Source organism: Alcaligenes phenolicus (genome assembly GCF_032063905.1).
GTDB lineage: Bacteria > Pseudomonadota > Gammaproteobacteria > Burkholderiales > Burkholderiaceae_B > Alcaligenes > Alcaligenes phenolicus.
In genome coordinates, this window is record NZ_DAMBOE010000001.1 from 156,302 (window position 1) to 177,791 (window position 21,490).

A 21,490-nucleotide genomic window follows, 5' to 3' on the forward strand; every position below is an offset into this window, starting at 1 on the left:
ATGCAAGATCTTGTTTTGCATGTCCGGTTTTTACCGCTAGGCCACTCCCAGGTAAAAGCTTCTCCCATAAGGGGAAGCGAACCGAAGGCGTGGTGGCATTTTTTATTCCATTTCCACAGAAACCGACTATGTCTCTTCTTTCTGCTGCCCTAATAGATGGCATCATGTACGCCGCCTGGCTGTTTCTGGTCGCGGTCGGACTCACGCTGATCTATGGTGTGATGAAGATCCTGAACATGGCCCACGGCAGCCTCTATACCATTGGCGCCTATACCGCCGTCACCATGGTGACGCAGTGGCTCTCCACCGATCAAAGCCCTTATGGCAGCTATCTGATGCTGATCCTGGCCGCGGTTATTGCCGGTCTGGTCCTGGGGCTTGTCATTGAATATGGCTTGCTGCGCTTCTTCTACCAGGAAGAACCTGTTGTCTCTTTGCTGATTACCTATGCGGTCTTCCTGATTCTGGAAGATACCGTCAAGCTGGTCTGGGGCGTGGATCCTTATGTGATCGCCGAACCTTACGGTCTGTTGGGTAACGTCGAATTCGGCGACCTGTTCTACCCCACCTACAGCTTTGTGATTGTTGTGGCTGCCATTCTGGCCGGCCTGTTCCTGACCTTGTTCCTGAAGTATTCGCGTCAGGGCCGCATCCTGCTGGCCGTGATTCATGACCGCGAAGTCAGCCAGGCCATGGGCATTAACGTGCAACGCTACTTCCTGCTGACCTTTATTGCAGGCGCCACGCTGGCCGCCCTGGGTGGTGCGCTGACCGCTCCTACTATTTCTGTTGCTCCCGGCATGGGTGTCGAGGTCATTGTGATGGCCTTCGCCGTAGTCGTGATCGGTGGTCTGGGTTCCTTGCCCGGTGCCGCTCTCGGTGCCGTGATCGTTGGCCTGGTGCGCTCCTTTGCCGTGCATTACTGGCCTGAAATCGAACTTTTCTCCATCTACGCGGTAATGGCACTGGTGTTGGCCGTCCGTCCTAAAGGATTGTTTGCTGCCGCCGAGGCCCGAAAGATATGAACAAGACCAACATTACGCTTAAGCAGGGCATGATTGCCCTGGTCATTACGGTGGCCGCCCTGATTGTGGGCTTTGGCCTGCCATCCTGGCAGTTTCTGATCACGGTGGCGCTGGCCAAGGGCCTGGTTGCCCTGGGCGTGGTGCTCTTGCTGCGTTCCGGCCTTGCCTCTTTTGGTCAAGGCTTGTACTACTGCATCGGCGCCTATGGTGTCGGTATGGCCATGAACTACCTGGACTGGCGTGAAACCGTGATCCTGCTGCCATTTGCCGCTGCGTGCGCGGCGCTGCTGGCCTGGGTTCTGGGTTTTCTGCTGGCTCGCTACCGCGATATTTTCTTCGCCATGCTCAGTCTGGCTCTGTCCATGATCATGTACGGCTTGCTGGTGCGTAACCCCAGCCTGGGTGGCAGTGACGGCTTTAACGTGCACGCGCCTTCTTTCATGTGGGGTGCCTTTGCTGAAACCCTCTCGCGTCCAGGCGTATTTGTCCTGACCGTGGTGCTGGTGGGTTTTGTGCTGTGGGCCATGCAAGGTTTCCTGCGCAGCCGTGCCGGTCGCCTGGGACCAGCCATCAAGGACAATGAAATCCGCGTTGAATACCTGGGTGCGTCGGCTTACCGCAATATTCACTTGAGCTACGTGCTGGCTGCGGCTCTGGCTGGCCTGGGCGGTGCCTTGTCCTCGCTGAGCATCGGTCACGTGGACCCTGAACTGGCGTTCTGGACCACCTCGGGCGAATTCATCTTTATTGCTGTGCTGGGCGGTACTCGTAACGCTTACGCACCTTTCCTGGGTGCGCTGAGCTTGGAACTGATCCGCACACTGGCCTACCAATATGCTCCTAACACCTGGCAGATTGTCATGGGTGTCAGCATGTTGGCCCTGATTGTGTTCTTGCCCGGTGGCCTGATCAGTATTCTGAACCGTCGCAACGCAGCAGCTACCTCCAACGATTCTTCTTCACCGACAGGGGCCCGCTCATGAGTCAGTCACCCTTGATTTCCGCTAAAGGTTTGTGCAAGCAGTTTGGCGCTGTCCACGCTGCACGCGATATGACCGTTGATATCCATGCGCAAACCATTACGGGCCTGATCGGTACCAATGGCGCAGGTAAAACCACCTTCGTGAACATGTTGACCGGCTACATGAAGCCGGACTCCGGCAATATCTTTTTTGCTGGTCGTGAAATCACGGGTTTGCCACCCCGGGAAGTAACCCGCATGGGTATTGCTCGCTCTTTCCAGATTCCTCAGCTGTTCACCTCGCTGAACGCTTTGGAAAACGTGGAAATTGCTTTGGGCGTGGCCAAGCAGCCCTTGTCCGAAGCCAGTGCGATTCTGGAGCGTTTCGGCCTGAGCGCCTTCGCCCAGTCCCAGGCCGGCACCTTGCCGGAAGGGATTCGCAAGTTGCTGGACATTGCTTTGGCCATGGTGGCCCAGCCTAAAGTGCTCTTGCTGGACGAGCCCACCAGTGGCGTGGCCAGTGACGAGAAATTTGAAGTGATGGACCGCGTCATGAAAGTGGTTCGTGATGCTGGCGTGACGGTTCTGTTTGTGGAGCACGATATGGAAATCGTGCGTCGCTACAGCGATCGCGTGCTGGCTTTCTACGACGGCACCATTCTGGCCAACGGCACTCCAGACGAAGTGCTGGCCCATGAGCAGGTCCGTGAATACATCATCGGCGAGCCGGTGGGACGCAATAAACAGGAGGCCGACAATGCTGCTTGATGTCAAAAATCTGGATGTACGTATTGGCCCCACCAGCATCCTGCGCCAGGTAAACCTGCAAGTGCGCCAAGGCCAGATCGTGGGCCTGGCCGGTCGTAACGGCGCGGGTAAAACCACGCTGATGCGCACCGTGATGGGCTTGCTGGCCGTGGACAGTGGCTCGGTCATGTTTGATGGTCAGGAACTGGCCAAGATGCCCGCTTACCGTCGCACCAGTTTGGGCATGGGCTTTGCCCCCGAGGATCGCAAACTGATCCCCGAACTGAGCGTGGAAGAGAACATCCGCCTGCCCGCCTGGGCCCTGAAATCCCAGGACATTGAAGAGCGTCTGGATCGCGTCTGGCGCATCATTCCTGAATTGAAAGTATTCGGCCCACGCCGCGCCCTGCAATTGTCGGGCGGTCAACAAAAGCTGGTCGCCATTGGCCGAGCCTTGATGACGGCTGACAAGCTGCTTTTGCTGGACGAGCCTTTTGAAGGTGTTGCTCCTGCGCTGTCCAAGCGTATTGCAGAAGTGGTGGGCGAGTTGAGCAAAGAGGGCTTCAGTGCCTTGTTGTCCGGTGCTGACTTGCAGCACGCAGGCAATGTGATTGATTACACCTACCGGATGGACCGCGGCCGTATCGAAGTACCGCAGCCCGCCATACCATAAGGAGAAAGCCCATGTCGGCATTCGAGTTCAGAACCACCCCCGCTATTTATGTTGAAAGCGGAGCCGCTGCCCGGCTCGGTCAGATCCTGCGCAAGCGCTACTCGCAAGAGCGCGTTTGTCTGGTGACCGACCGTTTCTTGCACGAAAGCGGCTTGCTGGATCCTGCCCTGGCTGATCTGAAAGCCAACGGCTGGACCGTGCAAGTGATTGACGATGTTATTGCCGATCCTCCAGAGCACATTGTTTTGCAGGCAACTGAGCGCGTTCGTCAGGCCAAAACGGAAATCGTTGTTGGCCTGGGTGGCGGTTCGTCCATGGACGTGGCCAAATTGCTGGCCGTCCTGCTGGCGTCGGACCAGCCCCTGCAAGAGATGTACGGCATTGATAATGTGCGCGGCTCGCGCCTGCCCTTGGTGCAGATCCCGACCACGGCGGGAACAGGCTCGGAAGTGACGCCTATTTCCATCGTGACCACCGGCGAAACCACCAAATCCGGTGTGGTGGCACCCGAGCTGTACGCTGATCTGGCCATTCTGGACTCGGAACTGACATTGGGCCTGCCTCCCCGCATTACGGCGGCGACGGGTATCGACGCCATGGTGCACGCCATCGAGGCCTACACCAGCCGTATCCTGAAAAACCCGCTGTCGGACAACCTGGCCAAACAGGCCCTGCGTCTGATTGGCAGCAAGCTGGTGCATGTTTGTCGCAACGGCCAGGATGCCGAGGCTCGCCAGGACATCCTGCTGGGTGCCACGTTGGCTGGTCAGGCTTTTGCGAACGCTCCCGTGGGTGCCGTACACGCATTGGCTTACCCGATCGGCGGTATTTTCCACGTGCCACACGGCTTGTCGAATTCGCTGGTCCTGCCACACGTTCTGCGTTTCAACGCTCCGGCTGCAGCCCCGCTGTATGCCGAACTGGCTGAAGTGCTGATCCCCGGCATCCAGGGTGATGAAGCCTCCAAGACCGAGGCCTTCATCAACTTCATGGAACAGATCGCCATTGATACCGGCATCGAGCGTCAACTGCGCGAAGTCGGCATCAAGGAAAGCGACCTGCGCCGTATGGCCCAGGAAGCCATGAAACAAACCCGTCTGCTGGGCAACAATCCCCGCGACGTGACTGAAGACGATGCATTCGCTATTTACAGCGCTGCGTTCTGATAGACCGCTAACAGCGGAAACCTTTTTGCCTGAGTCCGGTGCTGTGCCGGCTCAGGTTTTTTTTTGCTTATGTGAGCTTGCTTGTATTACTTCGCAGCGTTTGTAATCGGTTAATAAGCTCCGATTGACGTCGGGTATCGGTTTTGGCAAACAGGCTGCTTAAATGAGTTTTAGCGGTGTTGCGCGTAATGCCTGCTTTGTCTGCATATTCTTGAAGCGTGTAATTGCTTAACAGGGCTTGAGCTAGACGCGCTTCAGCGGCAGTGAGCCTAAAGGCAGTTTGGAGCAGTGTGATCTCTGGCTGGGTTTGTGCCATAAAGTCTTGAATAAGGACGATCAGTCGGGAGGGGCCACCAGGGACAATTGATAGTAGTAAGGGTGTATTTGTTTTTTTACGCAGGATGCTTAACCACTGCTGTTTTTGCGAGCTTAAGGCTAGCTCTAACGCTATGTGTAAGCTGGGCTCACCCGTATGTAAGCGATGCCCCTTTAGTATCAGACCATCAGCTTGTTGTAGAGTTAACTGCGCGGCAGTGTTGCAATGCAGGATCTGTAGGTTTTCGTCAAGCCACACAATCCCAAATGGAAGGAGTGAGAGCGCAGCTTGTGCTTGCTCATTTTGTTGTTTGAGCAGATCCCATTGGGTGCGAGTTGTCCCTGATCTTGCGAAGTGCGGTGAGAGATTGCGCAGGGTATTGATTTTTTTTTCGGAGCAACCTGCTTTGCCTTTTGGGAACAGCAAACCCATTAGTTCTTTCTGATTACCTGTCTGACTGATCACACAGCAAACTATATGTTGTAGTTCGTACTCGAACAGGAACTCATTGTAAAAAACGTTCCGTGCAATAAAGTCTGCATTGAAACGTTGTCGGTCGGTGCGCCACTCTCCCACAGCACCCGTACCAATCCAGTCCAGACGCGGATCAATTCCAGCGAAGTAATCACAATAAGCGGCCTCGCCCTCAAGATAACTTCTGTCTGTAATAGCAGATGCAGTTACCGTGCCGCTGCTCTCGTCCAAACGCACATAGTGCCCAACTGTGGCACCAATGATGTTGCAGATCTGGCGCATTATAGGGGTTACCAGGCTATTGTCCTGGGCGGACTCATATATCTGCCCGATTAGCGTGTTCATATGCTCGTTGTCGGCTAGCATTGCAGTTTTTCCTGAAGTGAATTTGTTTTTTTGAGCCCTTTTTGATTGTTTTTTGGGCGATTGTTTTTTCGCCTATTCTCATCCATATGGGTGAGGAAACAAGAAGGGTTAGTACGTATCATCTTTTTCAAAATAGCAACAAATTACAAATGCTCTGACCTGCAAGGCAGGACGGACGTTTTCTGGAAAAGGCTGATATATGGATAGACTATCTCGACTCCCCATTATGCTGGTTTGCGCTGTTGTATCAACCGCTTGTACAACATTGCCGCAGCTGCGTGACACTAATACTTATGCGCAACTTGATTGCCAGGAGCTGCAGCAAGAGCAGACAGCTTTAGAGGCCAGGGTTGAACACGCAAAAGATGAGCAGGGATTTGGCTTTATGGATTTTCTGGGGGCAGTGACCTCTGGCTTGGCTATGGGCTTGGGAAGGGCCGATGTCGTGCAACAGCAAGAGCAAATTGATCAGTCACGCTCGCATACGCGAGACAAGCTGGCTGCTGATGGTGAGGCCTATGAAAATAGAGCAGAACTTATCACAAAGATTCGCTCCTTGAAGCAATGCTAAATAATAAGTCTGGATGGAGAGGGGCATGTTAAAGCGCACATTGAAAAATCGAATGGTGCAGGCTTGGCTTATGCTGGCGTTGCTTGTAGGAGTGAGTAATTCTAGCTATGCCCAGGACTGGCCCTGCAATTGCAGCAAGGTAGTCGCCAGTTGTCAGGCAACTATGGAGCTTATTCCCACGAAGTCCCCGGGTACCAAGTTGTTTGGTGCGGACTTACGTTTTCATGCGGATGCACCGTATTGCGCCAAGGTGGAGTACTACATTGACAGTACGCCTCACATGACACTGTTAAGAGATGGCAAGTTTGGTGAAGATAGGATTCTGGGTACATCCAAGAAAGCCATACGCCCCGAGCAGGCGGAGATCTTTAGTTGTAAGGTCTGTGAGGGGCGTGATGCAGCACGTCAGGAGCAGGACAGACAGGCTCAGATACAAGCACAAATTGATGCATTGGTTAGCGAGTCTGTGCAGTCTGGAAATTTGCAGCCAGACTATTCACGAGTTGCCGCACCCCCACCGCCTGATTCGACCGCTCTCATGCAATCCATGCAGCAAATCATTCAAACACAAGCTGCTAGCCAAAGGCGTTCTTCGTCTGCTAGTCGGAATACGAGCTCGCCAAGCAGTGAGGCAGACGTTGTATGTGGTCCTAGAGGAGACCGCAACACTGGGTGTCGCTGACGCAAGGGGTTCTTTGTCTGCTTGCCTGATATGTCGAATGGCGCTTTGGTTCTGGAGCCGTCGCCTACGCATTTGGTTTGATTTTCTAGTTGTTGGGAACCGGGCTCGGGTGCGGGTGAGGTAACGAGGCGACGTGATAAGGGCGCGAGTTATTGGGTTATCAAGGTTATGGTATTATTTTTTATCCAAGGTAACCTTCAAGGAAACTGTCCATGAGCGTCCTGGTAAGTAGCCCCAGTGTCTCGACCTTGGTGGGTACGCCCAAAGAGGTTAAGGCAAGTTTAGGACGGTCCAAGGCCGAGCAGGTGTTGGTGCTGGCTTTCGATCACATCAAGCCCGCCGCTTTCAAGGCATTGGCAGAGAACTTCACCAATGTGGCCTCGTCCATGTTCGAGGTCTTGCAGGAGCGTCAGGACAAGGAGTCGCTGGAGCGTCTGGCTGAAGCTCTGGTGCCCCGCACGCCGCCATCGCCCCGTCTGCTGAAAGAAGCCGCCATGCTGGTTCAGGCCCGTACAGCGGTGCTGGAAAGCGGGGATTGGCTTAGTGCTGCTGATGTGGCGCAACTGGCGGGCTTAAGTACCCGCAACCCTAGCGCCCAGCCTAATAAGTGGAAGAAGCAGGGGCAGATTTTTGCCATCAATCATGGTGGCGCGGATTACTTTCCCGGCTATGGTCTGGACCCGGCTACCAGCTTCCGTCCTGCCAAACCGTTGGCCCAGGTTCTGGAGATTCTGGCCGGACATAAAGATAGCTGGGGCATGGCCTACTGGTTCATGTCCAGCAACAGTTTTTTGGGTGGCAAGCGGCCGCAGGACTTGTTGATCTCTGCACCGGAAAAGGTCATTGCCGCGGCTCAGGACGAAGTGCAAGCCGTGGCTCATGGCTAAGCCAGCTTCGCCCTCGGTCGCTGATAAAAAGCATAGTCCGCAGGAGGAGGGATCAGGAATCTCCGTTCCCGGCGGCGAGTTGCGTTTGACCTTGATGGAATGGCCCAAAGGGCAGTTACTGCACCGCGTTCATCAAGATAAATATTTGGTGACCCAATTCAACCCTGGTACGCAGGGCAATGCGCGTTTCAGTCCGATTCAGGATGAGAAGGGCAGCGCCATTCCTACCTTGTACGGTGGCACCAGCCGCGATTGCGCCATGATGGAAACCGTCTTTCATGACGTGTCGCACGCTGCTGGCTTTAAAAGCTATGACAAGAAAAAGCTGCTGGGACAGGTGCATTCCACCGTGCTGCTGAATGCGCCTTTGGTTCTGGTCGATCTGGCCAGTGTCCCGCTAAGGAAACTGGGTGTGACACGCAAGCAACTGATCGACACCGAAAAAGATCAGTATCCAGCAACCCGTCTGTGGGCTGCCGCGATTTATCAGCAATGTCCGCAGGCGCAAGGCTTGTGCTGGGTGTCCCGGCAGGATGATTCGGCAAGGGCCGTGATGCTCTTTGGGGATCGCATTGCCAAAAGCGCCTTGAAGCCTCAAGGCCCATCCCATAGTTTGAGCGAAGACCCGGCCAGCTACGATGCCGTGCTGGATCTGGCCGAACGGATTGGGGTGTTGATCGTTCTAGGTAGCGTGTAAGCAAGCCGTATTTCAGGCCTAACTTCTGCTTACAAGAGCAGTTCTGCTCGGGACAAAGGGCGGTGCTCCACCGTACTAAACTAGCCGGGTTCCGCAGGGCATGACGCGGCTTATCACCCTATGTCCTGACGCCGTCAGCAATGGTGTTCTTCCATCTGCTGTCATTGTTGAATCGACTGCTTTTTACTCACCATGATTGCGATATCATTTTCTTCCTTACAAAACCGGCGGACGCTGACCTTGTGTTTGGCCGGGGCCCTGCTGGGCCTGCTTGAATGGGTGGCCTTCAGCAATTTGATGATGGCGCCTGCGCCGCGCGAGCATATCTGGGTGTCCTTGCTGTTGGCGGTGGGAATCTTTGGGGTGGCGTCTTTCACCTTGCTGATGCACGTCTCTGTGCGCAAGGCCTTGCTGGTGTCCCTGGGTTTGGGCGTGGCCAGCGCGGCGCTGATCTTGCAGGCGCAAGGGGGATATGCAGAGGTCGCCCTTTTTTGGCGGGCACCGCAGATGTGGGTGGCAATGGGGCTGCTGGCGACTATTACTCTGCCGTTTCTTGCCATTCTGGTAGAGCGTCCACGCGATTGGGCTGATTACCGTCGCCTGTTCGAGCTGAGTTGGTCCATGGTGTGTTCCTGGGCCGTCGCACTGTTCTTCTGCGGCCTGGCCTGGGGCGTGTTGATGGCGTGCCATATGCTGCTCAGCTTTGTCGGCATCACCCTGTTAGGGGATGTGCTGTTGGAACCCACGGTTGCGGCTGTGGTGTCTGGTGCTTTGGTGGGAGCAGGTCTGGCGTTGGCCTCGGACTCGGATGGCGGCTATCTGTCCCCTATTCTGTTGCTGAAGCTGCTGCGTTTGCTGACCCCCATTTTGCTGGTGGTGATGGTCGTGTTTATTGTGGCTTTGCCCTGGCGTACGGGTGAAGGTTTGCCATTGGCCGCCTTGTGCGTGGCGGCCGTTCTGGGTGCCTCGACTCTGGTGTCTTCGGTCGTCGCGGACGAGGATGCGAATGCCAGCGCAAACCCTTTGTTGCGCGCCTCGGCCCGTTTACTGGGCTTTGTCATGCCCGTGCTGGCAAGTGTGGCCTTGTGGGCGATTTGGGCGCGGGTTGCTCAATATGGTTGGACCCCCAGTCGTGTTCTGGTCATGACGGCAGCGCTGGTGGCGGCTGGCTATGGTTTGAGCTACTTCTGGGCTGCCTGCCACTCTCAACACTGGATGGCGCGAGTACGCCGCTCCAATGTGGGGATGGCGCTGGCTTTGATTGTGCTGGCTATTATCTGGCTGCTGCGTATTGGCTCTCCCGAAGCGATCTCGGCGGCTTCGCAAGTGGCTCGGCTTGAGGCCGGTACGCTAAGCGCAGATGAGTTCCCGGATACGGAAATGAGAATGTATTGGGGACTGCCAGGGCAAAAGGCCGTGGACTATGTGGTCGAGAAGAATTTGTTGGTTGGGAAGTCCGAGGATAAACCTGAGGAGGCTGTGCCGGATCAAGAGCTCGAAGTCTGGGACATCGGTGAGGACAAGGCGCGGCAGATGCTCTTGGGCTCCTTGCCCAGCTCCCCAGCTGATCATCCTTTACGTCAGTCCTTTATCGAAACCTATCCAGGCTGGGACATCGCCTATCTGGCCAAGGCTTGCGAGACTCGAACTCCGGGCAACCATCCCGGTTGCTTGCTGGTATTTGTGGATTTGTTGCCGGGCGAAGCGGGAGACGAAGCGATTGTTCTGTCGGTTAACAACCCCATGAACAATGGCGCTGTCTTTGTGCAGACCGCTAATGGGGAATGGGAGAAGGCGACCGCTTTCACGCCCGGTTTGTCGCTGGATAATATGGGCGCCGTCATTGATGGCATTCACGCCAAGGGAGCGGTCATTGAGCCCGCGCCTTTCAATGTCTTGAAGTTGCCTGATGGTGGCTTTGTAGGTGCAGCTCAGCGCCCTTGAGGGCAGGGCGCTGATAGAGCGATCAGTGGTGATGCCTTTGGTTTGAAGGCATTACGGCTGAGCCGCAATTCGCAGGGCGGGCTTCAAGGAGGCGGCCAGCATCTGCCCGTGGTTCAAGTCGCTGAAGTTTTCGTAGCTGACGTTCAGACCTGCATCCTGCAAATGCTTGGCCATATCCTGTGCGGACCATTGAGCCGCAGCATTGCTCATGGAGGTACTGCGGCGCTGCCCGCCCACCATGATGGCAATTCGCTTGTCCTTGGCCAGCGTTGTATCAAAAGCTTGAGCCGTCTTGACCAGAATCCCGTCATACCACCACAGGGAGGGATCGCCCGCCACGTAGCGCTGGTACAGATCAGGATGGGTGAACAGGGTGTGCAAGGCGAACAGGCCGCCGTAAGAGTGGCCCCACAGGGTCTGACGGGAGCGATCAATAGGCTCGCGTTCTTCCACGGCAGGCTTGATGTGGGTTTCTATATAGTCCAGAAAAATATCTGCACCGCCTCCTGAACGGCCCCGTACTTCCACCGGCTTGCTGATGCCGTTTTCCGTAACGGGAGGCGTGTAGTCGAAGGCGCGTGCAATCACATCGTGACGCGCTTCGGTGTCGTAGCCAATGGCAACCAGTACCGGGGCAGACAGGGCGCTGATGGCTTTCAGGTCGTCCACATCAATACTGGCCATGGCGGCATTGCCATCCACCATATAAATCACCGGATGACCGCGTGCGGGGGCGGGGCGGTTCGGGGTGCCTATCTGTATTTTGTAGTGCCGCTTGCCGTCTTCCGAGGACATGATCAGCGTCTCGAAGCGGTACAGGCTTTGTTGCTGGTCCACGATGGAGGGGCCGGCTGCCTCGTTCCAGGGGCGCTGGGTTTGCTGGGCGTGGGAGGGAAGTGTCAACGCCAGGCAGAGCGTGGCGGTACTGATCAGAAAGCGGGGCAGGGAGGTCATTATCAAATTGTAGGGCGATAAGGTAAGTTGATAATGATTATTATTACATCCTACGGCCTCTGTAGTGACGAATCAATTTATACAGCTGGTAAGCCGCGATGCTGCTAAAGAGCAAAGCGGGGACGGACCAGACTGCTCCTCCACTGATCAGGTTGTTACCTTCAGGCCCATAGCAGCTTGAGGAATCGGCTTAAATGCAGTCGCGATACTGGTAATAGCGTTCGTAAAATAGCCACCAGAAAAAGAGAGCAGCAATGGTATGGATCATAAATTTCATGCTGGTTCAGCGTACAGAGACAGGCTTGCCTGCCAGTCTATCCCGATAGCGCAGGTTTCATGACGGCAAGGGTAGAAATATAAAGCCGCCTTATAATTGAGAATGTGTGCTATTCTCATGTGACCTATTTCACCCTTTCCCGACATCCGCGCCATTAAAGAATTATTTGCGGGCCTGGCTCGGGCTGCTTGCTCCCAAACTCCTATGATCAGATTTACGGTATCGGACTTTGACCGACTCGGTAGTCCGACGGGCTTTCGCTATTGCTTGCCGGATTACAACGGTCCCAAGCAGGACATGGAGCAGGTTTGTATTGCTGAAGGGCGGGTGCAGGAATACGAGGTCCGGCCCGGCATGAAGATGGTGCTTTCAGACATCATCACTCACCACCAATACCAGGCGACCTCTTTGGCCGCGCCGCAGTTCTCGGCCATTGTCATGTTGCAGGGTCGGGCGCAGACTCAGCTCGCCAGCCAGAACACGGTCAGCATGATGGCTCAAAGTGGGGCCACCATTGCACATGCGGACGCGGTGGCCATGACTGGAACTCATCCTGCTGGGCAGCGTCTGCGTGGCTTGAACATCACTTTACATACACCTGACAGCTTGGCTGACTCGCCCTTGGGAGAGATGCTGGCCAAAGTCATGGGTTCTTCGCGGATACGATTGCAACGCTGGGCGGTGCCCCCGCATTTGTTGACCGCGATCGATCAGTTGATAGACAGCCCCTGGCAGGGCACCTTGCACAATCTGCTGCTGGAGGGCGTCAGCTTGCAAGTGCTGGCTCATGCGCTGGATGGCCTGGCCCGAGAAACAGAAAACGATTCTCCCGTCTCCGCACGTGATCGGCAATTGCTGGAACGTGTCAGAGAGCGCCTCTACCATTCGCCTGGCGAGGATCACACCTTGGCAGATCTGGCCAAACTGGCCTGCATGAGTCCCAGCACTTTGCGGGTGAAGTTTCAGGCGGTCTATCAATGCTCGGTATTTGGCTGGCTGCGTGAGCGCAGGCTGGAACTGGCGCGAGAGTATCTGGCGCAAGGCTGGAGCGTACAGCAGGCGGCACACTATGTAGGCTATCGCCATGCCACCAACTTCGCCACGGCATTCCGTGAGCGCTATGGCATCTCACCCAGCGAATTGAATTAGGCTGTCCCGTCATTGCCCAAAGCTCTTCAAGCATTGCGCATTCCCTGACGACGCTTGCATCGCTCATGCTGAAAGACCCTGCCCCTTGTGGGCCGCTTCTTTTTGTATGTGACTGTGCCGCCTTTCCTGCTTCCGCCGTATCCCTTGATGGTCTTGATGTTGGGCCTGCTCGCCTGCGTGGCACCGGCCACCATTGATGCTTATTTGCCTGCATTCAGCGCTCTGGAACAGGAATTCAATGTGCCGCCACACAGCGTGCAGCAGACCTTGGGCGTGTACATGTCTGCCTATGCGGCCATGTTGTTATTGCACGGTACCTTGTCCGATGCCTGGGGGCGCAAGCCGGTGGTGTTGGCCTCACTGCTGGTTTATGTGGCAGGTTCAGTGATGGCCGCTGTGGCGCCCAGCTTCTCGTTCTTGTTGGCGGGCCGTGTCTTGCAAGGCTTGTCCGCCGGAGCTGGCCTGGTCATCGGGCAGGCCATGGTGCGTGATTGCTATCAGGGGCAGCAGGCGCAGCGCACATTTTCTTATATCTTGCTGGTGTTCAATGTCTCGCCCGCGCTGGCACCGATTGTGGGCGGGCAGTTGATCGCCCATCTGGGCTGGCGCTCCGTGTTCTGGATGCTGGCCGTATTGGCCGCGCTGGCGGCTTGCTTGTGTGCGCTGCGCCTGCCAGAGACCTTGCCGACGTCCAGACGTCAGCCTTTGGTCTGGTCGCAGTTGCGGGGCGAGCTATGGCTTTTGCTGCGCAATATTCGTTTCATGGGAATGAGTCTGGCTTTGAGCTTGTTGATCGGTGCGCAGGCATTTCTGATTGGTGCCGCGCCTGATTTCATCACCCATACCTTGAAGCTGCCCGAGACCGCATTTGCTGCTTTGTTCGTGCCCTTGGTGATGGGGGCCAGCGCGGGAGCCTTGGCCTCGGCCCAGCTCGCCCGCCGTTGGGAGGCGCGCAAGCTGATTACTTGTGCCTATGGCTTGATGCTGGGGAGCTGCCTGGCCTATGTCGCCTACCTGGCACGTGCTGCAGAGCCCGCATTGATGTGGGCGGTCGGGTTGCCGGCAGTGTTTGCCGCCGGGCTGGCCATGCTGTTTCCCGTGATGACCATGCAGGTCTTGGCGCAGGTTCCCGCACGTGCGGGGTTGGCAGCTTCCTTGCTGGGGTTTTGTCAGATGGCTACCTTTTCCCTGGTCAGTGGCTGGTGCGTACCTTGGGTCTACGGGCAGCCTGTGCGCATGGCGGCCGCGATGCTGTTGGCCGTAATTGCCAGCCTTGCAGCCTGGCTCTGGCTGCAAAAGCGTGCAGATCGGGCCGTGTCATAGGCAGGACTGATGTTTGGCATAGCGTTTTTGCGTTTATGAATACATCGCTACGAAACATGAAGATGATAATTATTCGCATCTAAAACCTTTGCTGAGATCCACCTTCATGTCTGCCGTTTTTTCCCGTTCTGCTCGCGTGCGAGTGCGTTTGCTGACACCTCTTACTCGCTCCGCCATGTTGCTGGCGGCCGCGGGCAGCCCGGTCTGGGCGCAGACCAAGACTCCTGATCAATCCCCTGTGGAGCTGTCCACAATTACGGTCAAAGGCAATCGCGATCCGGGGGTGACCGAAACCAGCCAGTCCTACACCACCAAGGCCATGAGCACAGCCACGGGCTTGTCATTGTCCATTCGTGAAACACCGCAGTCGGTCAGTGTGGTGACCCGCCAGATGATGGAAGATCGCGGTATGCAGACAACGGCCGATGCCCTGCAAAGCGCCCCGGGTATTTCCGTGACGCGCAGCGATACCAACCGTTATTCCTTTTCCTCGCGTGGTTTTGGCATCGATAACTATCAGTTTGATGGCTGGACCCAGCCTGTGCTCTCGCCCTGGGCTTTTGGTGAAAGCAATCTGGACCTGGTGGTGTTTGATCGGGTTGAAGTGGTGCGCGGTGCGACAGGTTTGATGACGGGGGCGGGCAGCCCCTCGGCCTCGGTCAACTATGTGCGCAAGCGTCCCTTGCGTGATTTTGCAGCATCGGGGGGCGTGGACGTAGGCAGCTGGGACTTTGCCCGTGGCTATGCCGATGTTTCCACACCCATTACCGAAGATGGCCGTATTCGCGGGCGTATTGTGGGTGCTTATGGCAAGGCCAATAGCTACACCAGTTTGCAGGACACCAAGACGCGCACCTTGTATGGCGTGATTACGGCTGACCTGATGCCCGGCATGGAATTGACCGGTGGAGTGGCCTATCAGTCCAGCTCGAACAATGGCTTTGGCAGTGGTTTTCCGCTGTTCTATAGCGATGGTTCGCGTACAGACTTCAAGCGCTCTGTTTCCAACAATACGGACTGGTCGCGCATCGAGAATGACACCACCACGGGCTTTCTGGATTTGAGCCATCAGTTTGCCAATGACTTGAAGCTGCGCCTGACTTATAACCAGTCGCACACCGATGCATCCATGAAGCAGATTTTCCGGGGCGGCTACCCGGATCGGGAAACCGGCTTGGGTACCGCTAACTCCTATTCTTATTACAAGGGGGATGTGCGTCGCAAGGCATTCAATGCCTCTTTGTCCGGCCCCTTCGAGCTGTTCGGTAAAGAGCATGAGTTCTCTGTGGGCTGGATGATGTCCCAGGACCGCGTCTCTTTCCCGCAGTATCGCGCCCTGGCACCTTTGCCGGATGCGGGCAGTTTTTATCAGCCGGGTCGCGTGCCCGAACCCGTGTGGTCAGGCGAGCCCTCCCAGGCGGATGACATGAACAACAGACAGTCTGGTGCCTATGCCGTGGGGCGTTTTGCCTTGATGGATAATCTGCGCTTGATGGTAGGTGGACGCTTGAGCAACTGGGAGACGGACCAGACCTACTTTGGTGCCAAACGCCAGTATCGCAATCGCAATGAGTTCATCCCTTATGCCGGCCTGATCTACGACTTTGACGATACCTATACGGCTTACGCCAGCTATACAGAGATCTTCAAACCGCAGAACGCCCGCAACGAACAGGGTGATCTTCTGGCTCCCATCACGGGTAAAAGCTACGAACTGGGCTTGAAGGCCGCCTGGCTGGATGGCCGCTTGAATGGGGCGGTCTCCGTGTTCCAGACCCGCCAGGACAATCTGGCCGAAGCCACTGGCAATAACGTGATCGGCGCGCCGCCCAATACCCCCGCTTATCGCCCCGTGTCGGGAGCCAAGGTAGAAGGTATCGAGCTGGAGCTGGGTGGGGAGTTGATGCCCGGTTGGAACCTGGCCAGCAGCTTGACGACCTTCACGGCCAAGGATGCACAGGGCAAACCCATCAACACCAGCAAGCCACGTACTTTGTTCAAGCTATACACCACCTATCGTTTGCAGGGCGATTGGCAAGGGCTGACAGTGGGTGGTGGTATCGACTGGCAAAACCGCATGTACCAGGATGCGACCGCACCGGCCCGTAAAGTGGTCAAGGTAGAGCAGGGCAGCTATGCCATCGTCAACCTGATGGCGCGCTATGACTTCAACAAGCGCATGTCCGCCACGCTGAACGTAAACAACCTGTTCGACAAGAAGTACTACTCGCAGATCGGATTTTATAACCAGGGCTGGTATGGGGCGCCCCAGAACGTGATGCTGTCCTTGCGGGCGCAGTATTAAGAGGGAAAGGTGCAGGCAGTAGAGCCTGATGCCAAAGCCTGCTTGTCATCGCCAAGCAGGCTTTTTTATTGGAAGCGGATATGTTGCTTGCTGTATCTCGGACACAGAGATCTTGTAGCCCTTGAGCTACAAGAACAGCGCTATCGGTCTGCTTTGAGACCTGCGGGCTACAAATTCAGGACACCAAAGCCAATAAATCAGTCACCCCAATATCGACACCTGCCTGATACAACAAGGTGCTGGCCTGACCGCGATGGTGAGTCTGGTGATTAAAAAAGTGCGTCACTAAAAGGGCAAAATCCTTTTCCATGCCCTGGCCCGCCATATTGCTATAGCGTAGCGTTTGGCCCAGTTGTTCCGCTGTCAGCGTGGCGGCCCAATCAATAATGATCAGGTCCAGCTTGTGACGGTACTGATCCAGTTCCATCAAGGTGTCGAACAACTGCTGGTCCAGTGCGCGTGGCTTGGCAAATACGCCGATTTGCTCGCGCAAGGCGTGAGCATCAGGATGCTCGGCAAAGCGGTGCAGCCAGACGGTGTCTCCCACCGCAATGTGCATCATGGTCTTGAACAGCGAACCAAAGAAGGCCCCGCGTTCCTGATGCAAGTCCTGCACAGAAAGACTGGCCGCCGCATCGTAAAGCCGGCGGTTCATCTGGTTGTTGTATGAGGCCATTCGTATTGCTGTTTGAGGTGTCATGGAGGGCTGTGTCAGGGGCTGGAGTATCGTGATTATTTCTTTAAACAGGCAGCAGGAGCAAGACTGAATGTTGGCTTTCCCCGATATGGCTTGCCCCGATGGTAAAGTGCTTGACCTGCAGATAGGTAGTCAGCTACATTTCAGCCATGATGATTATGTGGTGACGCGATGTTTGAACTCAAGGACCTTCCCAGTTACGACACATTGGTAACGCTGGGAGCCGAGTACAGCAATCCGGATGTGGATGGCTTGCATACCTGGTTGATCTGGGCTTCTGCCACCAGCGAGATGTTGTCTGCGTTTGAGGCCAATCTTGATCGGACAAGCGGTTTGTCTCAGACCCAGTTCTTTGTTCTGATTTTGCTGAAACGCAATCCAGAGGGGCTGAGTATTGGTGTACTGGCCGACGGGGTGTCGGTGACGTCGCAAACCATGACACGCATTATTGATCGCATGGAAGCAGCAGGCCTGTGTGATCGGGAGCAGCACCCGCAAGATCGTCGTGCCTGGGTGGTTCGATTGACCGAGCACGGGGCACAAGTGCTCGGTCAAGCCTTGCCAGCTCATTATGTGTGGGTTGCCAAGCTGATGAGCCATTTCGATGAATCAGAGCGGGAGATGCTGATTCGATTGATGTTCAAGATGAAGCGAGAAGGCGTGTTGCCCAAGGCAAACGGCGGATAGTTGTCTGCCGTTTTTTTTAAATAAATATGTAGCTTGCTGTATAACAGCCAGGAACATTAGAGATGAATGTATCCGAACATGAAGAGGGATCTGTAGGTACGGGCCTGCGGGCATTGATGGTGATCTGTGCCTTGTCCGTCGTCTCTTTGCTCTATCTGCCTTTGCCGGTGCTTGCCGTTCTGGAGCAATCCTACGGGGTGGGTGCAACAGGCATGGTCAGCAGTTTTGGTTTTGCCTACGCCTTGGGTTTTCTCATTTTTGGACCGCTGTCGGATCGTTTGGGCCGCTGCAAGGTCATGGTTGGCGGCTTGCTGGCTCTGGCCGGACTGACTGCTTTGCTGGCGGTGGTGCAGTCACCTGCCGCCATTGTTGTTGGCCGGTTGTGTCAGGGGCTAGCTGCTTCTTCATTTCCTCCGGTGGCGATTGCCTATCTGGCAGAGCGGGGCAGTTCTCGACAGAGAATGTGGAGTGTTGCCTGGATGAGCACCGCCTTTTTGTCGGCAGGCTTGCTGGGGCAAATCTATGGCGGCTTGATTGCCGGGCGTTGGGGCTTGGGAGCGGCTTTCTTGCCCTTGAGTGGCATTTTCATGCTGACGGCATGGCGCTTATGGCGCAGAGCGGCAGATGAGCTGGAGTCGCAGGGCCTGCACGGTTTTCTGCGCAACTACCGATCGGTGGGCCGACTGCTGGCCAATCCCGGATTGCTGCGTGTCTATGTGCCGGCCTTCTTTCTGCTGCTGTGCTTTGTTGCCTTTTATATGACGCTTGATAGCAAGCTTGCTGCGCAGTTCACGCAGTTGGGCCTGTCTCCCATGATGACGCGCGCTCTGGTTGCCCCTGCCTTTTTGATGCCTTTATTGGTGGCGCTGGTCATGCCCAGAATGGGGCCTCAGCGAGTACTGAGCGCTGGCCTGGTGTGTGCTGCCACCGGCCTGGCACTCAGTGCGATAACCGGACAGGCCCATCCTTGGGGACTGCTTGGGGCCAGTTTCATCTTTGTGGCTGGGATTGGTATCAGTGTGCCGAGCCTGATTGCTCGAGTAGCCGGGCTAAGCGAATTGTCAGTACGAGGCTTGGCGGTATCGCTCTACACCTTTGTGCTGTTTATCGGCGCAAGCCTGGGGCCTTGGGTGGCTCAGCAGACTGCGGCCTGGCCTTTGGAGGATACGTATTTATTGCTGGCTGGTTTGCTGGCAGGGTGTGCGATCTATGCCCTTAGTGGATTAAGGCGCAGTGAGGTGCTCGTTAACAAGCAATAAGAAAAAAGACAGCTATCACGGAAAGATGAGAAGGGTGCAGTTAATAAGTGCCTTTGCAAAACATCAGCGTCAAGAATTTTTAAGGGAGAGTAGAAAAATGGAAGTACTTATTGTTGTTCCGAAGGGCTTTGACCGATTTGCTCAGAATGAAAATTTATTGCTGTATGAGCGTCTGATGAAGCTGTTGCATGACGAGTGTCCTGAACGCGGACCGTTGGCTGGCCGGCAGTTGATCGCTGGCCAGGGTTTGAGTCAGGAGCAGGTCAGTCATGCCTGGTTTGTAGGTATCAGTAAAGGCCTGCTTCAGGAGTTCAAGCATTGGCACACATGGCGAGGGAAGCGCCTGGCTGCCAAGCCCCTGGTACATAAGCATCGCCCGGAAAACACTCTGATTTCTGTACCTGAAGTTGCGCAAGATGGTGGCTTTATTGCGGACTTGATGCTGGATGATCGGAACGAGTTGATGCTGGACCATCTGACTGGACAGCATGTGCAGGGAATGGTGCTGACAGAGGCGTGCCGTCAGATGTTTTTGGCGGTAACAGAGCGGTTTTGCCTGGAAGACTACCAAGCACCTAAGCGCTACTTTGTGATCAACACGATGACGATGCGGTTTCAGGCGTTTGCCTTTCCTTTGCCCGCTCAAATCCGCTATCACGTTCTGGAACAGAAAAAGCTCAGGGCGGATCGAGTCTGGTTTCATGCCGACATGAATATTTATCAGGGCGGTGCAGTCGTTGCAGGTATGGAAGTCAAGTTCACGGTCTTTGATGATGTGCTGATTACTCAGAAGGAAAACCAGTTGGCCGCCAGTGTTGTCCAGCAGTATGTCAATGAGTTGGGCATGCTCAATGCCCAGAGCGATGTCACGGATGATGTCTCTGCCTTTCTATCGAATCAGACAGCGGCTCCTTGCCCAGAGCAAGCCTTGCTGTAGAGCGATTACGGTTTTTTGAATGATCGTCGACCAGGATTTTGTCCTGGTCGCACTTAAGGAAAGGCAGGGGATGGGAACAATTCAATTTGCGTTTTTTGATGTTGATGAAACTCTCATCAACATGAAAAGCATGTTCAGTTTTCGCAATTACTACTGGTGCAAAACGCTCGGACAAGAGGGCGGTGAAGCTGCTAGTCAAGAAGCTGAGCGGCGAATGCGTGGACAGATTGCCGATGGTACATCCAGAGACAAAATTAATCGCTTGTTCTGGCATGTGTTCAAGGGCTGCAGACAAGCTGATTTACAAGCAGCGATAGCAGACTGGCATCAGCAAATGCGCCAGCAAGAGAACTACTACATTCAGCCAGCCATCCAGGCTTTGAGGGAGCATCAGCGCAATGGCGTACAGCCTGTGTTTGTATCTGGCTCCAGTTGCGAGATTCTGCAGCCCCTGGCTCGAGATCTGGACGTGTGCTATGTGCTGGCCAATCAGTTGGAGGTTCTTGGGGGCAATTACACCGGTGAAATCAAGGGAACACAGACCATAGGAGAAGGAAAGCGGCTAGCCGTTCAACAGTTTCTGGAGCATCAGGCAGGATGCGCCGCGGATTGTTATGGGTATGGCGATCACATTTCTGATCTGCCCATGCTGGAGCTTGTCGGTTTTCCGAGGGTGGTAGCAGGAAACCCGGATTTGATGGGTATAGCACAAGAGCGTGGCTGGCCCATCTTGAATCAGTATTCCTTGTGATGAGGTAGGGGTTATGTCGATACGTCTTATTGCGTTTAGTCGTTTGCTGATCCTGGGTGGCTTGGCTATGTGGTTGTCGATTGCTGTCATCAACAATGTCACGGACTCCGGGACTAATCGTTTACTGCTGAGCCATACGCTTTCTATGGATTTGGTGATGGCGGAGGAGCTGCTGGGTGCAGGTTTGTTGTGGCGGGCTTGGTCAGCGCAATGGGCCCCGGCGGTGTTATATGCGGTGGCTGCGGTCCAGCTGACTTGTGCCATCTTGCTGTGGTGGGCCGCCCTCTCTTATGCAAGGGCCTTCTGGGTGCAAAAGGGCTGTGTTCTTTTACGTGCACGCAATCGCGCAGTATTGGCTTTGAGCCTGTTTGTTTTTTTGTGGTTGTTTTTCATCTGCGGCGGTCTGTGGTTTGGGTATTGGCTCAAGCAAGGGCCAGTCCAGATGGTGCACTTCAGCTTGATCGTGATTGGCTTGTGCGCCCTGAATTATGTTCAGACACAACCTCTAGAGCAAAGCCGAGCGCTCTAGCTCTTTAGACCTGTCTTGGTTTTACGGCCGTGAGTTACCAGCCGGACAACTTGGCTGTTTTTCTGAAAGCAGCGTTTGAGAACGGGACCATGAAGTTCGATTTCTCTAGCGCG

General features: G+C 55.3%; 20 protein-coding genes. 17 read left to right on the forward strand and 3 right to left on the reverse strand.

The features are described 5' to 3' along the window. The first annotated feature begins 128 nt into the window (after positions 1-128). From U2949_RS00685 to U2949_RS00705, 5 genes are read left to right on the forward strand one after another with little or no spacing between them, the layout of a single operon-like run. Complete coding sequence (locus tag U2949_RS00685; RefSeq protein WP_035272061.1) at positions 129-1,025, forward strand: branched-chain amino acid ABC transporter permease; 897 nt, start codon at positions 129-131, stop codon at positions 1,023-1,025. Further along, on the forward strand, positions 1,022-2,008 hold the full coding sequence (locus U2949_RS00690; RefSeq protein ID WP_026484786.1) for a branched-chain amino acid ABC transporter permease: 987 nt from the start codon (positions 1,022-1,024) through the stop codon (positions 2,006-2,008). The genes U2949_RS00685 and U2949_RS00690 overlap by 4 nt, the downstream gene beginning before the upstream one ends. Then, positions 2,005-2,754: an ABC transporter ATP-binding protein gene (locus U2949_RS00695; RefSeq protein ID WP_009459230.1), complete on the forward strand. Its 750-nt coding sequence runs from the start codon at positions 2,005-2,007 to the stop codon at positions 2,752-2,754. The genes U2949_RS00690 and U2949_RS00695 overlap by 4 nt, the downstream gene beginning before the upstream one ends. After that, positions 2,744-3,406, forward strand: a complete 663-nt coding sequence (locus U2949_RS00700; protein WP_009459228.1) for an ABC transporter ATP-binding protein — start codon at positions 2,744-2,746, stop codon at positions 3,404-3,406. The genes U2949_RS00695 and U2949_RS00700 overlap by 11 nt, the downstream gene beginning before the upstream one ends. A gap of 11 nt (positions 3,407-3,417) precedes the next feature. Continuing rightward, the gene (locus U2949_RS00705; RefSeq protein WP_321285577.1) at positions 3,418-4,572 is read left to right on the forward strand and encodes an iron-containing alcohol dehydrogenase; all 1,155 of its coding nucleotides are present in this window, start codon (positions 3,418-3,420) and stop codon (positions 4,570-4,572) included. 67 nt (positions 4,573-4,639) lie between these two features. Here the strand turns inward: U2949_RS00705 and U2949_RS00710 are convergent, their stop codons facing one another. Next, complete coding sequence (locus U2949_RS00710; RefSeq protein ID WP_321285579.1) at positions 4,640-5,728, reverse strand: helix-turn-helix transcriptional regulator; 1,089 nt, start codon at positions 5,726-5,728, stop codon at positions 4,640-4,642. 199 nt (positions 5,729-5,927) lie between these two features. Between U2949_RS00710 and U2949_RS00715 the strand changes: the two genes are divergently transcribed. The 4 genes from U2949_RS00715 to U2949_RS00730 all read left to right on the forward strand — a co-directional run bounded on the left by U2949_RS00715 (position 5,928) and on the right by U2949_RS00730 (position 10,509). Then, positions 5,928-6,299, forward strand: coding sequence for a hypothetical protein (locus U2949_RS00715; RefSeq protein ID WP_321285581.1), 372 nt, complete (start codon positions 5,928-5,930; stop codon positions 6,297-6,299). Between the two features lie 894 nt (positions 6,300-7,193). Further along, on the forward strand, positions 7,194-7,868 hold the full coding sequence (locus tag U2949_RS00720) for a hypothetical protein (protein WP_321285585.1): 675 nt from the start codon (positions 7,194-7,196) through the stop codon (positions 7,866-7,868). Then, entirely contained in the window at positions 7,861-8,565 is a 705-nt protein-coding gene (locus tag U2949_RS00725) for an RES family NAD+ phosphorylase (protein WP_321285587.1), read from the forward strand. Before U2949_RS00720 ends, U2949_RS00725 begins: the two co-directional genes overlap by 8 nt. 240 nt (positions 8,566-8,805) lie before the next feature. Beyond that, the gene (locus U2949_RS00730) at positions 8,806-10,509 is read left to right on the forward strand and encodes a DUF4153 domain-containing protein (protein WP_321285592.1); all 1,704 of its coding nucleotides are present in this window, start codon (positions 8,806-8,808) and stop codon (positions 10,507-10,509) included. Positions 10,510-10,560: 51 nt separating this feature from the next. Here U2949_RS00730 and U2949_RS00735 read toward each other — a convergent pair whose 3' ends face one another. Beyond that, positions 10,561-11,463, reverse strand: coding sequence for an alpha/beta hydrolase (locus U2949_RS00735; RefSeq protein WP_026484781.1), 903 nt, complete (start codon positions 11,461-11,463; stop codon positions 10,561-10,563). 451 nt (positions 11,464-11,914) lie between these two features. On the opposite strand from U2949_RS00735, the gene U2949_RS00740 reads away from it, so the two are divergent. The 3 genes from U2949_RS00740 to fauA all read left to right on the forward strand — a co-directional run bounded on the left by U2949_RS00740 (position 11,915) and on the right by fauA (position 16,517). After that, positions 11,915-12,889: a helix-turn-helix transcriptional regulator gene (locus U2949_RS00740; RefSeq protein ID WP_407654155.1), complete on the forward strand. Its 975-nt coding sequence runs from the start codon at positions 11,915-11,917 to the stop codon at positions 12,887-12,889. Positions 12,890-13,036: 147 nt separating this feature from the next. After that, positions 13,037-14,212 carry a multidrug effflux MFS transporter gene (locus tag U2949_RS00745; protein ID WP_321286157.1) on the forward strand — a complete coding sequence of 392 codons (1,176 nt, stop codon included), beginning with the start codon at positions 13,037-13,039 and terminating at the stop codon, positions 14,210-14,212. Between the two features lie 106 nt (positions 14,213-14,318). Further along, positions 14,319-16,517, forward strand: coding sequence for a TonB-dependent alcaligin siderophore receptor FauA (fauA, locus tag U2949_RS00750; RefSeq protein WP_257723564.1), 2,199 nt, complete (start codon positions 14,319-14,321; stop codon positions 16,515-16,517). Between the two features lie 175 nt (positions 16,518-16,692). Here the strand turns inward: fauA and U2949_RS00755 are convergent, their stop codons facing one another. Continuing rightward, on the reverse strand, positions 16,693-17,193 hold the full coding sequence (locus tag U2949_RS00755; protein ID WP_321285595.1) for a DinB family protein: 501 nt from the start codon (positions 17,191-17,193) through the stop codon (positions 16,693-16,695). Between the two features lie 192 nt (positions 17,194-17,385). Between U2949_RS00755 and U2949_RS00760 the strand changes: the two genes are divergently transcribed. From U2949_RS00760 to U2949_RS00780, 5 genes are all read left to right on the forward strand, one after another. After that, positions 17,386-17,901 carry a MarR family winged helix-turn-helix transcriptional regulator gene (locus U2949_RS00760; protein ID WP_199264883.1) on the forward strand — a complete coding sequence of 172 codons (516 nt, stop codon included), beginning with the start codon at positions 17,386-17,388 and terminating at the stop codon, positions 17,899-17,901. Between the two features lie 62 nt (positions 17,902-17,963). Beyond that, on the forward strand, positions 17,964-19,160 hold the full coding sequence (locus U2949_RS00765) for an MFS transporter (protein WP_321285598.1): 1,197 nt from the start codon (positions 17,964-17,966) through the stop codon (positions 19,158-19,160). 97 nt (positions 19,161-19,257) lie between these two features. Further along, on the forward strand, positions 19,258-20,097 hold the full coding sequence (locus U2949_RS00770) for an AfsA-related hotdog domain-containing protein (RefSeq protein ID WP_051316404.1): 840 nt from the start codon (positions 19,258-19,260) through the stop codon (positions 20,095-20,097). A gap of 19 nt (positions 20,098-20,116) precedes the next feature. Beyond that, positions 20,117-20,848, forward strand: a complete 732-nt coding sequence (locus U2949_RS00775) for an HAD family hydrolase (RefSeq protein WP_321285601.1) — start codon at positions 20,117-20,119, stop codon at positions 20,846-20,848. 13 nt (positions 20,849-20,861) lie between these two features. Next, positions 20,862-21,377, forward strand: a complete 516-nt coding sequence (locus tag U2949_RS00780) for a DUF2165 domain-containing protein (RefSeq protein WP_257723561.1) — start codon at positions 20,862-20,864, stop codon at positions 21,375-21,377. The last annotated feature ends 113 nt before the right edge of the window (positions 21,378-21,490 follow it).